9 protein-coding genes are annotated in these 13,211 nt (G+C 74.0%); 4 read left to right on the top strand and 5 right to left on the bottom strand.

What is annotated here, in order from left to right; genetic code table 11:
• Positions 1–36 precede the first annotated feature (36 nt).
• From B086_RS0117815 to B086_RS40185, 4 genes are all read right to left on the bottom strand, one after another.
• The gene (locus B086_RS0117815; protein WP_018567788.1) at positions 37–2,115 is read right to left on the bottom strand and encodes an iron ABC transporter permease; all 2,079 of its coding nucleotides are present in this window, start codon (positions 2,113–2,115) and stop codon (positions 37–39) included.
• A 17-nt stretch (positions 2,116–2,132) separates the two neighbouring features.
• Entirely contained in the window at positions 2,133–3,203 is a 1,071-nt protein-coding gene (locus tag B086_RS0117810) for an iron-siderophore ABC transporter substrate-binding protein (protein ID WP_018567787.1), read from the bottom strand.
• A gap of 144 nt (positions 3,204–3,347) precedes the next feature.
• The gene (locus B086_RS0117805; RefSeq protein ID WP_018567786.1) at positions 3,348–4,214 is read right to left on the bottom strand and encodes an ABC transporter ATP-binding protein; all 867 of its coding nucleotides are present in this window, start codon (positions 4,212–4,214) and stop codon (positions 3,348–3,350) included.
• Positions 4,215–4,431: 217 nt separating this feature from the next.
• Positions 4,432–5,340, bottom strand: coding sequence for a helix-turn-helix domain-containing protein (locus B086_RS40185; RefSeq protein ID WP_018567785.1), 909 nt, complete (start codon positions 5,338–5,340; stop codon positions 4,432–4,434).
• Between the two features lie 331 nt (positions 5,341–5,671).
• Between B086_RS40185 and B086_RS0117795 the strand changes: the two genes are divergently transcribed.
• The 4 genes from B086_RS0117795 to B086_RS40180 all read left to right on the top strand — a co-directional run bounded on the left by B086_RS0117795 (position 5,672) and on the right by B086_RS40180 (position 11,745).
• On the top strand, positions 5,672–7,534 hold the full coding sequence (locus B086_RS0117795) for a M1 family aminopeptidase (RefSeq protein ID WP_018567784.1): 1,863 nt from the start codon (positions 5,672–5,674) through the stop codon (positions 7,532–7,534).
• Between the two features lie 674 nt (positions 7,535–8,208).
• The gene (locus tag B086_RS0117790) at positions 8,209–9,438 is read left to right on the top strand and encodes a GNAT family N-acetyltransferase (protein ID WP_018567783.1); all 1,230 of its coding nucleotides are present in this window, start codon (positions 8,209–8,211) and stop codon (positions 9,436–9,438) included.
• Positions 9,439–9,739: 301 nt separating this feature from the next.
• Positions 9,740–10,420, top strand: a complete 681-nt coding sequence (locus B086_RS0117785; RefSeq protein ID WP_018567782.1) for a response regulator transcription factor — start codon at positions 9,740–9,742, stop codon at positions 10,418–10,420.
• Positions 10,417–11,745, top strand: coding sequence for a sensor histidine kinase (locus B086_RS40180; protein ID WP_018567781.1), 1,329 nt, complete (start codon positions 10,417–10,419; stop codon positions 11,743–11,745). The genes B086_RS0117785 and B086_RS40180 overlap by 4 nt, the downstream gene beginning before the upstream one ends.
• On the opposite strand, the gene B086_RS0117775 is transcribed toward B086_RS40180, so the two are convergent.
• The gene (locus tag B086_RS0117775) at positions 11,651–13,186 is read right to left on the bottom strand and encodes an aromatic amino acid ammonia-lyase (RefSeq protein WP_018567780.1); all 1,536 of its coding nucleotides are present in this window, start codon (positions 13,184–13,186) and stop codon (positions 11,651–11,653) included. The genes B086_RS40180 and B086_RS0117775 overlap by 95 nt on opposite strands.
• Between the last annotated feature and the right edge of the window lie 25 nt (positions 13,187–13,211).

Raw genomic sequence — 13,211 nt, 5'->3', positions numbered from 1 at the left:
GGTCTCGCTGTGGTGTGCCTGCGTCGGTGTCCCGCCTCATGCGCGCGACCGCCGGAGCACCCAGACGAAGTACGGCGCGCCGACCAGGGCGACCATGAGGCCGGCCGGCAGCTGGGACGGGGCGATGAGGGTGCGGCCGAGGGCGTCGGCCACGCAGACCAGCAGCGCGCCGAGCAGCATCGAGACCGGGATCGCGCGGACGTGCCGGGCGCCCACCAGCGACCGGGCCAGGTGCGGGGCGACGAGACCCACGAATCCGACCACGCCGACGGCGACCACGCTGAGCGCGGCGAGCACCGCGGCGATCGCGAGGACGGTGAAGCGGGCGCGTTCCGGGCGGACGCCGACGATCCGCGGGGTGTCCTCGTCGACGGCGAGCAGGTCGAGCCGGTCGCGCAGGGCGAGCAGCACCGGGAGCGCGAGGAGCAGGGCGACCGCGACCGGTACGACGTCGGACAGCGTGCGGCCGTAGGTGGTACCGGAGAGCCAGGTGAAGATCCGGGGCGTGTTCCACGGATCGGCGCGCAGCAGGAGGAACGTGGTGACGGAGCTGAGGCCGTATCCGCAGCCGATGCCGATCAGCACGAACCGGTCGGGCAGGAAGCCGCCGCGCCAGGACAGCAGGGCGATCAGCGCGAACGTGGCCAGCCCGGTCACGACGGCGGCCACGATCAGCAGCACCCGCCCGCCGGGCAGGCCGGAGGTGACGACCGCCGCCGCGCCCAGTCCGGCTCCCGAGGTGATGCCGAGCACGCCCGGCTCCGCCAGGGGGTTGCGCACCGCGCTCTGCACGACGCACCCGGCCAGTCCGAGCGCCGCTCCGGCGACGACCGCTGCCGTCACCCGCGGGACCCGGTCGTCCAGCGCCTGGCCGATCAGGTCCGGGGCCGCGCCCTGTACCCAGAGCGCGAGGTCGCCGGTCCGCAGCCAGAGGCTTCCCGCGAGGACCGCGACGAGGATCGCGCCCGCCAGCAGCGCCGTGGCGGCGCACACGACGAGGACGAACGCACGACGCGACCGTACCGCGACCCGTGTGTGCGGTGTCTGCCGCAGCCCGCCCGTGTCGCGCAGGCGGAGCGCGAGGACCACGATCACCACGGAGCCGAGCAGTGCCGTGGGCACGCCGGTCGGGATGGAGGCGGCGCCGTCCGCGCCCTGCACCGCGCGCAGCGAGGCGTCCGCGAGCAGGACGAGCAGCGCACCGAGCAGCCCGGCCGCGGGCACCAGGTACAGGTGTCTGCGCAGGGCCCGGACCCGTCCGGCGAGCAGCCGGGCCAGCACGGGGGCGCCGAGGCCGACGAAGCCGATGGGGCCCGCGAGGGTCACCGCGGTGGCGGTCAGCACCACCGCGCAGAGCACGGCGGCGACACGGGTGGACCGGATCGGCACGCCCAGGGCGGAGGCGGCGTCGTCGCCGAGGCCCATCACGTCCAGTCTCCTGGACAGCGCGAGGGCGGCGCACAGCACCACGGCCACCACGGGGAAGGCCCGTACCGAGGCGTCGATGTTCAGCTGCGCGAGCGAGCCGCTCCCCCAGGCGAAGAGGCCGGTGGTGTTCTGGCTGAACAGGATGAGCAGCATCGACGTCCCCGCGTCCAGCGCCATCGCCGTCGCCGAACCGGCGAGGATCAGCCGGGTGCCCGTGGTGCCTGCGGCCCGGCCCGCGAGGAGCAGTACGAGCGCCGCCGCGGCCAGCCCGCCCGTGAAGGCCACGGCGCCCGACGCCCACAGCGGGACGGTGAGACCGGCGGCCGCGACGAGCGACAGCGTGAAGTAGGCCCCGGCCGTGACCGCGAGCGTGTCCGGGGAGGCGAGCGAGTTGCGGGTGACGGACTGGAGCAGCGCGCCGGCGCAGCCGAGGGCGAGGCCCACCGCCACGCCCGCGAACAGCCGCGGCAGACGCGAGCCGGTGATGATCTCGGCGACCGGCGCCCCGCCGCCGTCGCGTTCCCCGGCGAGGTAGCGCACCAGGTCGCCGACGCCGACGCCGGATGTTCCCTGGGTCAGATGCCACAGGCCCACCAGTACGGTGGCGGCCAGCAGCACCGCGAGGACGGCCGCTCCGGCGGGGCCGCCGCCGCGCTCGGCGCGCGGCGGCGTGCCCGTCCGGGTCACCGTTTCCTGAAGGGCGTTCACTTCTTGTCGAGGACGTCGACGTACGCGTCGATGGCCTGCTCGCAGGAGCGCGGGCCGCCGGCGCCCCACACCCGCGCCGGGAAGGCGTGCGCGCGGCCTTCCTTGACGGCGGGGATGGTCTTCCAGATCGGGTTCTTCTGCAACGCCGCCACGTAGCCGCCGGCGCCTTCGTCGTTGGCGTAGAAGAAGTTGGCGTCGCCCACGGCGGTGAGTCCCTCGACGTCGGTCTGCGCGAGGCCGTAGGAGGGATCGACGCCTCCGTCCCCGTGTGCCTTGTTGACGGCCTCGGTCCAGGCCGGCTTCATGCCGAGCTGCTCGCCGATCTCGGTGAACAGCGCGCCCTTGCCGTAGGGACGGACGGTGAGGTTGCCGCCTTCGAGCCAGCCGTCGAAGAACAGGAAGTCCTTCGTCGGCAGATTCGCGTCGGTGACCTGCTGCTTGGCCTTGGCGAGGTGGTCGTCGAACTCCTTGAGCACCTGGTCGGCCCGCTCGGTGCGGCCCGTCGCCTCCCCGATCATGCTGAAGACGTTCCGCATGTTGCCGATCGGGTCCTTGGGGTCGGCGCCCTTCGTGGCCATCACGGGGACGCCCCGCTTCTCCAGCTTCTTGATCATCTCGTCGTCGGGCTTGAACGCCTCCACGACGATCAGGTCGGGCTTCGCCGCGTAGAGGGTGTCGAGGTCGGGTTCCTCGCGGGTGCCGATGTCGGTGACCCCGGCGGGGAGCTTCTCCGCGCTGACCCAGGTGCTGTACCCCTTCGCGTCGGAAACGGCGGTGGGGGTGACGCACAGGGTCAGCGCGTCCTCGACCTGCTGCCACTCCAGGACCGCGATCCGCCGGGCGGGCTTGTCGAGCTTCACCGTGCGGCCGACGCCGTCCTTGAAGGAGACCGGCTTCGTGGAGGTGGTCGTGGTGTCCTGGGCACAGCTCTTCGAGACGGGCGTCGCGCTCGCGGTGGCGCTGCCCGCCGCCTCGGGCTTGTCGACGGCGGTCGTGCCGCAGGCCGTTGCGGCGAGGGCGAAGAGCCCCGCGGTGGCTGACGCCGCCAGGCGGTGGGCACGGTTCATGGAGATTCCTCTTTCTTGCTTTCTTGCGTTGTCGCGTTGTCGCGATGGCGCGTAGGCGCGTGGGCGCGTCACGGCGGTGGATGCGCCGCTACTGGTACAGGGGGGCGGTCGCGCCGCTTCTGGTACGAGGGCGGTCGCGCCGCTTCAGGCGGGGTGGCGGCCGAGGGGGTCGATGCGCAGTCGGCCCGTGCGCGGGTCGAGGGCGACCTCGACGCGGATGTCGTAGACCTCGCCGATGTTCTCCGCGGTCAGGACGTCGACGGGGGCGCCCGCCGCGTGCACGCGGCCGGAGCACATCAGGACCAGCGTGTCGGCGACGCGGGACGCGTGGTCGAGGTCGTGCAGCACGATCCCGACCGCGATGCCGTGGTCCTCGACGAGGTCGCGCACCAGGTCGAGGGTCTCGATCTGGTAGCGCAGGTCCAGGTGGTTGGTCGGTTCGTCCAGCAGGACGACGCCGGTGTCCTGGGCCAGACAGGCGGCGAGCCAGACGCGCTGCATCTCGCCGCCGGAGAGCTCCCCGACCGGCCGCCCGGCCATGTCCCGTACGCCGGTGACGCCCATCGCGTGCTCGACGGCGCTCCGGTCCTCGGCGCTCGGTCCGGCGAAGCCGCGCCGGTACGGGTGGCGGCCGAACGCCACGACCTCCGCGACCGTCAGCCCTTGCGGCGCGGGACGCGACTGGGAGAACAGCGTGACCTCGCGGGCGAACTGACGGGCGCTGAGCAGGGCCGTGTCGCGCTCGGGCCGTCCGGGGGCGGCGCCGAGCGCCACGCGGCCGCCGTCCAGCCGGTGCAGTCGGCACAGCGCGCGCAGCAGGGTGGACTTGCCGCTGCCGTTCGGTCCCACCAGCGCCGTGGCACGGCCGGGTTCCAGGGCGAGGGAGACGCCGTGGACGACCGGGGTGCCGCCGTAGCGGAGCACGAGGTCGTGCCCTGTGAGGGCGGACACCGGTGTGGCGGGGCCGGTGTCGGCCGCGGGGCCGGCGGGCCGGGAGGGGCTTGTGAGCATCGGCGGGTCCGGACGGTCGGAGGGACAAGGGCTGTGGCACCCTCCGTCCGGTCGTCTCCGGCCGGGCAGCGGACTCTTCCCCGAACGGCGGTGCCGTGCGCGGCGAGCAACAACTAAGGGTTACCTAACTCCGAGCAGGTTATATTCCGCTCGCCAGGTCGACAATCAGGAGATCTGGACACCCGATACGGAATTTCGGACACCGCGGCGGGCCGCGTCAGGCCGCGTCGGTACGGCCCTCGGCTGACTCGCCCGCGCCGGTCAGGCCGGTCGGGTCAGCGGGATCCGTCGGGTCCATCGGGTCCGCCGAATCGAAGAACGCCCCCGGTGTGGTGCCCATCACCCGCCGGAAAGCGGCGATGAAGGTGCTGGGCTGCGCATAGCCGAGCGTCTCGGAGACGGTCGTCACATCGAATCCCTCGGACAGGAGCGTCAGCGCCCGGTGGACACGCAGCACCTGCCGCCACTGGGCGAACGACAGTCCGGTCGCCCGGCGGAACGCCCGGGTGACGGTGCGGTCGCTCAGGCCCAGGCAGGCCGCCCAGTCCTCCAGCGACCGGCCGTCGGCGGGGTCGTCCAGCAGGGACTCGGCGATCGTGTCGATCCGCGGGTCGCCGGGCAGCTGCAACGCGAACTGGTGCTGCGAGGGCCGGAGCACGTCGAAGACGACCGATTCCGCCCGCGCCCTGGCCGCCGTGTCGAGATCCGTGCGGGACAGATGGGTCAGCAGCGCCTCCAGCAGCGGCGTCATCGCGATCGCCCGCGGTTCCTCGGACGCGAACGGTGTGCGGTCGGGCGCGAAGAAGGCGTCGTGGAACCGGGCACCGGCCGTCGCCCGGCCCGCGTGCACCACTCCGGCGGGCAGCCACAGCCCGTGCCCCTCGCACACGGTGAAGACGCGGTCCGCCACCCGGGACGTCAGCGTGCCCCCGCGCACCCAGACGAGTTCGTGCAGGACGTGCGAGTGCGGCGCCCACTCCGTGGGGACGGCGGGTACATGCAGCCCGGCCGTGATGACGAAGGCGTCCTGCGCCCGAGCGGGCATCGCGGCGGCCCGGCGCACCACGGTGCCCTTCTCGCGCCGCCACAGCCCGGGGTTCGCTGCACTGCGGGACGAGCGGACCATGCGCACGAGTCTATCCGGGGGCTCCGGAGCGGCTGGCGGACGGGGGTGCTCGGGCGGCGCCGGGCCTGCTTCCCCCGTGCACACAAGGGCGGCCGAGCGGCGGTGGCCGGCCTGCTTCTGCAACAACCTGCTCGACCGCCCGCGAGAGCTTGGCATGCACCGGTCAGAGCTGCCACTCTTTGGCAGTCGTGGCTCCGGCCCCAGAGGGGCTGCGACGGGCTGTTGAGCACAGCAACGCGCAAGCCATGCCCACGGCCGCCCCGGCTCACCCCAGCCGGTCCGGCGGCATTCGAGCAGGCCGGGATCCCGGCCGCCGCAGAAGGAGTAGCGTGTGAGACCGACCCCCCACAAGGCCCTCGGCATCGGTGTGCTCACCGTCGCCGCCGTGGCCGCGCTCGTACTGCCCGGCACCTCCGCCGCCGCCCGGCCGGCCACCGCCGCGGCCCCCGCCGCCTGCACACCGGTCCAGGCCGTTGCCAACGGCGGTTTCGAGAGCGGCACTTCACCGTGGACCCAGTCCACGTCCGGCGTGATCACCAGCCGCTCCGGGCAGACCGCTCACGGCGGCAGCTCCTACGCGTGGCTGGACGGCACCGGCGGCTCCCGCACCGACACCCTCAGCCAGAGCGTCACGATCCCCTCCGGCTGCTCCACCGCCTCCCTGAGCTACTGGCTGCACGTCGACACCGCCGAGACCACCACCTCCACGGCGTACGACAGACTCACCGTGAAGCTGGGCGGCAGCACACTGGCCACCTACTCGAACCTGGACAAGAACACCGGCTACGTCCGGAAGACCGTCGACGTGTCCTCGTACGCCGGGCAGACCGTCGGTCTGTCCTTCACCGGCACCGAGGACGCCGGCCTCCGGACCAGCTTCGTCCTCGACGACGTCGCGCTGGACACCTCCGGCGGCGGCACGGTCCCGCCGGGTGACTCCACCCGCACACCGGCGGCCCCCGCGTACACCGTCAGCCTGAGCAGCAACAGCACCGGCACCGTCTGGAACGGCCACGAGAGCGTCTCCTTCACCAACGCCTCCGCCACCGCGCTCAGCGAGGTCTATCTGCGGCTGTGGGACAACCACCACGGCAGCTGCGACGCCATGCCGATCCAGGTCGGCAACGTCACCGGCGGCACCGCAGGCGCCCTCTCCGTGGCCTGCACCGCCCTGAAGATCGACCTGCCGGCCCCACTCGCCCAGGGCCAGAGCGCCACCGTCGGCTTCGACCTCGGCATCACCGTGCCCAGCGGCTCCGACCGGTTCGGCCACGACGGCGCGTTCAACTTCATCGGCAACGCGCTGCCCGTCCTCGCGGTCCGCGACAGCGCCGGCTGGCACCTGGACCCGTACACCGACAACGGCGAGTCCTTCTACTCGCTGGCCGCCGACTTCAAGGTGTCCCTCGACCACCCCAGCAGCCTGCTCGTCCCGGCCACCGGCACCTCCGCCGACACCCCGGGCTCCAGCGGCCGTACGGTCACCACGGCCACCGCTGCCAAGGTCCGTGACTTCGCCTGGGCTGCCGGGCCCTTCAGCAAGATCTCCGGCACCTCGCCCGGCGGCGTCGCGGTCAACGTGTACTCCGTCTCCGGCATCAGCTCCGCCAGTGCCCAGTCCATGCTGAGCACCGCCAAGAGCGCCGTCGACGCCCACGCCGCCCGCTTCGGCGCCTACCCCTACGGCGAGCTGGACGCCGTCATCGACAACACCTACTGGTTCGGCGGCATGGAATACCCCGGCTTCGTCCTCGACCTGGTCAGCACCACCGCCCTCACCCACGAGATCGGCCACCAGTGGTGGTACGGCATCGTCGGCGACGACGAGTACAACAGCCCCTGGCTGGACGAGGCGTTCACCGACTACGCCACCGACCTGGCCCAGGGCATCACCGGCACCAACTGCTGGAACAGCGTCTCCTGGGCCTCCGGCGCCGAGAAGATCACCAACTCGATGGCCTACTGGGACGCCCACTCCTCGCGCTACTCCACCGTCGTCTACGGCTACGGCAAGTGCGCCCTGCACGACCTGCGCCGGCTCATCGGCGACAGCACGATGACGAAGCTGCTGAAGGACTACGCCTCCGCGCACTGGTACGGCGTGTCGACCACGGCCGAGTTCAAGGCGGCGGCCCAGGCCGCCACCGGCACGGACCTCACCTCCTTCTGGAGCCAGCACCGCATCGACGGCTGACCGGGCCGGCGCCGGCCGGACGGACGTGACCTGGGCGGCGACGGCGTCGTCGGGTGGCAGACGCAGCGTGCTGCCGCCCGGCGGCCGAGCAGACCGTGCGGTCCGGTCATCCGGTGAGTGCCGCAGCACGGACACCGTCGTGCGCCGCGGGGGCGAGCGCCTCGGAACCCGGCTCGGACTCCCGCGCGGAGACGTCCGCAGAACCGCGGCCCCTCCGTCCTGCGGCGGCACCGGAGGTCTCCGGCGGGGTGACGGCTCGTCTCGTCGCTCTGTCCGGACCGGCCGGGCTGCTGCTCACGGCGACGGTGTTCGCGCTCGCCCGGCCCGTGCTCACACATATGACACCTATGCGGAACCGGCGCGGCTGGTACCAGCACGTCGCGGATCCCTGTCCGCACGGCCACACCGACCTGGCGCCGGTCGCCCTGTACGCGTCGCCGCTCGAAGAGGCCACGGGCGGCTGCGGCCGTCTCCTGCCTCCAGCGGCGGGTGAGGTCGGGCCGTGCGGGGCCGGGTGCGGTCCCGGGTTAGGCTCGGTCGCCGGTGGGCTTCGCCGCGGCGGCGGCCGATCCGGGGGCGGCCGTCATGCGCTTGCTCCGGCCACGGACTGAGGCTGCACTGTGCGCAGACACCGCGAGTCGTGGTGTCGGTAACCCGAGGAGGCAGCGGCAGCAATGGATATCCGTACCACGACCGACGAGGACTTCGACGCCTTCGTCGGCACCGTCCACGCGGCGTTCGGGCACTTCCCGGAGACCCCGGTCGAGGGCGGCGGGCTGTGGTGGTCGGCGCTGGAGGCCGAGCGCTGTCTGCTCGCCCGGACAGCGGACGGGCGGCCTGTGGGCACCGCCGCCACGTACCCCTTCGAGCTGACCCTGCCCGGTGAGAGGCCCGTCCCGGTCTCCGGGGTGACCGCCGTGGGCGTCCTGCCCTCGCACCGGCGCCAGGGTGTGCTCAGCTCGATGATGCGTCATCAGCTCCAGGAGGTGCGGGCGCGGGGGGAGTTCCTCTCCGTGCTGCTGGCCTCCGAGGCCCTGATCTACCGCAGGTTCGGCTACGGACCGGCCACCCACACGTCGCGGCTGACGGTGCCGCGCCACCGGGCCGCCCTCGCCGTTCCCCGGGGAGGCGCGGTGACCGGCGCACCGGGGGCCGGACCGGACGGCGGCTCGGTCGAGATCCTGCGCCGTGCCGAGTGCCGGGAGCTTCTGGAAGAGGTCTACGACCGGTACCGCCGGACCCAGCCCGGCGCGCTGTCCCGGCCGCACCGCTGGTGGGCCCGGCGCGCGGGGCAGCCCCCCGTCTCCCCGGCGCCGCGCTACGTCGCCGTCCACCGGGACACCGACGGCGTCCCGGACGGGTACGCCAGCTACTCGATCGAGTCCGGCACCCTGACGGTCGACGAGACCATCGCCACCGACGACGCCGTCTTCACGGCCCTGGCACGGTTCGTGCTCGGCCACGACCTGGTCTCCCAGGTCGTGTTCAAACACGTCCCGCCCGGTCACCCGTTGCGCTGGCAGCTCGCGGACCTGCGCGCCGGTGAGGTGAGCGGCGACACCGACTGGCTGTGGGTCCGTCTGCTGGACGTCCCCCGCGCGCTGACCGCACGCGGCTGGTCCCTGGACGGCGAGCTCGTCCTGGACGTCCAGGACCCGTTCCTCGGCGAGCACGACCGCCACCTGCTGACCGTCCGGGACGGCAAGGCCGACTGCGTCCCGACGGACCGGGATCCCGACCTGTTCCTGGACATCAGCGACCTGGGCTCCGTCTACCTCGGCGGCACCGCCCCGAGCACGCTCGTGCGCGCCGGACACATCCGGGCCCACCGCCCCGGCGCGGCCGCCCTCGCCGACGCGCTCTTCCGTGCCGAGCGTGCCCCGCACTGCCTGCACTGGTTCTGACCGCCCCCCCCACGGACCCCGCACACGTCCGTGCGCCGGCCGCTCGTCCGCCCGGCTGACCGGTCCGACATCGACGAGGTCCGCTTCGGCACCGTCCGGGGCGGGCCTCAGGTGTGCGTCCAAGGGTCCGTGCCGTGTCTGTGTGTGTCCGCCTTGCGGGGTTTTGCCGACAGGTGTGCGGTGGCGTGAACCCGCCCGTCGCGGGCCGGTGCGGCGGCACCCTGTCTCCTGGACGCCTGCCCGGAACCCACATGTGTCACCAGGGCGTTGACAGGTGAGACTTGGGGCGAGGGAGGGCACTGTGACTCAGGAGCACACGCGGGATCCCTGGCGGCTGCTGCTGGTCGAGGACGACCGGGAGCTGGCCGGGCTGCTCATCGAGGTGCTGGAGGACGAGGGGTACGCGGTGGACGTCGCGGCCGACGGGCAGCGGGGCCTGCACCTCGGTCTCACCCGTACGTACGACGTGCTCGTCATCGACCGGCGGCTGCCGGTGGTGGACGGCCTCGATCTGCTGCGGCGGCTGCGGTCGCGCCCGGTGCGTTCGCCGGTGCTGCTGCTGACCGGGATGGGCAGTGTGCACGACCGGGTGGACGGTCTGGACGCGGGCGCCGACGACTATCTGGTCAAGCCCTTCGATCTGGACGAACTCACCGCCAGATTACGGGCGTTGTGCCGAAGATCGCTGGAGGCGACCGATGTGCTGCGGATCGGGTCCGGCCGCCTGCACGTCGGGCGCCGCGAGGTGGTCCTGGCGGACGGGGAGCGGATCGCCCTGGCCGCGCGGGAGTTCACGCTGATGTGGGCGCTGGCCCGCCGCCCGGACACCGTGTACTCGCGGGCGGAGCTGCGCCGGATCGTCTTCGAGGAGGCGCACGCGCCGTCCATCGTCGACACCTATGTGTACTACCTGCGCCGCAAGCTGGGCCGCAGGGCGGTGCGCACGGTCCGCGGACTGGGCTACCGGCTGGGGGCGTTGTGAGGGAGCCGGAGCACGGCGGCGACGGGGCGGTGCGCCGGGCGCGGCGGCGGATCGCCTGGACCACAGGGGCCATCATCACCCTGCTGGTCACCGTCGTGGGCGGGGTCGCGTACGCCGTGATGACACACGCGCAGGACGACCAGGTGCGCCGCGAGGTGCGCTTCGGCGCGGCGCACGGCGACCTGTCGCGGCCGCCCGGGTGCATGTGGCTGTACGGCCCGGGTGCGGCGGTCCTGCCGAACGCTCCGGCCGGATTCCCCCTGCGCACCGATCTGGACCGGGTGCGGCGGGGCCGCGCGCCGGTGGAGCGCACGGTGCGCAGCGGGGACGCCGTGTATCTGGTGCGCACGCAGGTCCGGGACGACGGCGCCGTGGTGCAGGCCGTGTTCGACCTGCGGTTCCCGCTCGCCGACCGCAGCCATCTGTGGTTCGCGCTGGGGGTGGCCGAGGCGGTGGGTCTCGCCGCGGCGGGCGTCACCGGCGCGGTCCTCGGGCGCCGGGCGGTGGCGCCGCTGGCGGAGGCGCTGGCCCGGCAGCGGCGGTTCGTGGCGGACGCCAGTCATGAGCTGCGTACGCCGATCACCCGGGTGCACACGCGGGCGCAGGTGCTGGCGCGGCGGGCGGCGGCCGAGGGGCTGCCGCCCGCGCACCGGGAGGGTCTGGTCCGGCTGGTCGCCTCCGTCGGACGGCTCGGCGAGGTGCTGGACGATCTGCTGTCGTCGGCGACGCTCGCGGCCGGACCGGCGTGGCGGGCGACACGGCGGCGGGTGGAGCTGACGGCCCTGGTCCGCTCGGCGGCCGCCGAGGAGGCGGAGCGCGTACGGGAGCGCGGGCTGACCGTACGGGTGGACGGGCCGCCGTATCCGCTGTGGGTCGACGGGGTGGCGTCCGCGCTGCGCCGGGCGGTCGGGGAGCTGCTGGCCAACGCCATCGCCCACACCCCGCCGGGCGGCCGGATCGAGCTGGCGCTGTCCCGTTCGGGCTCGACGGTGGTGCTGACGGTCTCGGACACCGGCGCCGGTTTCGACGCCGGTGAGGCCGAGGGGCTGTTCCGGCGCTTCCACCGGGGCGGCGGCGGCCGGTACGGGCTGGGGCTCGCCCTGCTGCGGGAGGTGGTCACGAGTCACGGCGGCACGGTCGTGGCGGCGGGCCGTCCCGGGCACGGCGCGCGGTTCACGCTGCGGCTGCCGCAGAGCGCGCCGTCGCCGCCGGTGGCCGCGGACCGCGGGGTCAGGGCATGGCGTGGGTGGCGAGCAGCCGTGCCGCTGTCCGTACGTCCTCGTCCAGTGGCCGGTCCGGGTCGACCGGGTCGATCGCGGCGCTGAGGGCGTCGAGGAGGGCGGCGCACCGGGGCGCGGTGGGCCGTCTGGCACCGACGTGGACGGCCTGGCGCAGGCCGAGGGCGAGGGAGCCGCACAGCAGGCCGAGCAGTTCGGCCATGTCGTGGGCGCGCAGGGCGCCTTGGGTGCCGAACGGGACGATGTCCTGGTTGTGGAGGTTCGTGGGCAGGCTCTGCATGGCGGCGGGGGTCGCGCAGCGGCGGATCTCCGCGACGAAGGCGGTGGTCGCCAGTTGTACGCCCTGGAGGCCGTGCTGGGCGCCGGGTTCGGTGGCGAGCATGGGCGGGAGGCCGCCGTTGCGGGCCGGGTCCACCAGCAGGTCGAGCTGGCGTTCGGCGAGATTGCCGAGCTGCGCGGTGACGGAGGCGAGCAGGTCGGCGGCGAACGCGGCGGGCTGCCCGAAGAAGTTGCCGCCGTGCACCGCTCGTCCCTCCGCCGGGTCGGGGTGGACGGGGTCCCCCACGCCGGGGAAGAACAGCGGGTTGTCGCTGACCCCGGCCAGGTCGGCGGCGATCACCGCGTCGACGTGGCGCAGCGCGTCCTCGGCGGCGCCGAGCAGTTGCGGGGAGCAGCGGATGCTGTACGGCTCCTGGAGCGGGCGGGTGCCGGACGGCGTGGTCCCGGCCAGGTGGCGCCGCATGCGCGTGCCGGTGTCGACGGCGCCGGGGTGGCCGTAGGCGCGCAGCAGGCCGGCGTCCAGGAAGCCCGGGTCGCAGCCGAGCAGGTCGGCCAGCAGGCAGGTCAGGGCGGTGAGCGCGCGGTGGGCCGTGCGGACGGTGTCGTGGGCCAGGGCCAGGGCGGCGGTGGTGACGGAGGTGCCGTTGACCAGGGCGAGGGCGTCGCGGCCGTCCAGGGCGAGGGGGCGCAGTCCGGTGGCGGCGAGCGCCTCGGCGGCGGGCATGCGGCGGCCGTCCGCGTAGGCGTGGCCCCGGCCGCGCAGCGCCTGTGCGGCGTAGGCGAGCGGGACGAGGTCGCCGCTGGCGCCGACGGAGCCGTAGCGCGGCACGGCGGGCGAGAAGGTGGTGGCGAACATCGCCGCGAGCCGTTCGACGACCTCGGCGGAGACCCCGGACAGGCCCTGGGCGAGGGAGCGGGCGCGCACCAGCAGGGCGGCGCGCACGATGCCGTGCGGCAGGTCGGGGCCCTGGCCGGCGCCGAGGTGGGCGAGGGTGTTGTCGCACTGGTCGGCCTCGTCGGCCCGGCCCGGGTAGCCGACGAGGGCGCCGAAGCCGGTGGTGGCGCCGTAGATCGGCCGCTCTCCGGTGCCGTCGTCGCCGTCGCGCAGGGCGCGGAAGAGGCGGCGCCCGCGGTCGAGCCGGGCGCGGGCCGCTTCGTCCACGGTGACGGTCAGGGGCTCGGCCGCGCGGCGCAGGACGGCGGGTGCGAGGGGGCCGGTGAGGGTGACGGTGTCCGTGGTGGTCAGCACGTCCGGAACGGTAGGCGGGGAATCT

Source organism: Streptomyces sp. PsTaAH-124 (assembly GCF_000373685.1).
In the GTDB taxonomy this organism is placed as follows: domain Bacteria; phylum Actinomycetota; class Actinomycetes; order Streptomycetales; family Streptomycetaceae; genus Streptomyces; species Streptomyces andamanensis.
This window is presented reverse-complemented; position numbering and strand designations above follow the sequence as displayed.

Excerpts from the sequence above, each read along its gene's own strand:
- B086_RS0117805 (WP_018567786.1), bottom strand. The coding sequence starts at position 4,214 with ATGCTCACAAGCCCCTCCCGGCCCGCCGGCCCCGCGGCCGACACCGGC.
- B086_RS0117790 (WP_018567783.1), top strand. The coding sequence starts at position 8,209 with ATGGATATCCGTACCACGACCGACGAGGACTTCGACGCCTTCGTCGGC.
- B086_RS40185 (WP_018567785.1), bottom strand. The coding sequence starts at position 5,340 with ATGGTCCGCTCGTCCCGCAGTGCAGCGAACCCCGGGCTGTGGCGGCGC.
- B086_RS0117810 (WP_018567787.1), bottom strand. The coding sequence starts at position 3,203 with ATGAACCGTGCCCACCGCCTGGCGGCGTCAGCCACCGCGGGGCTCTTC.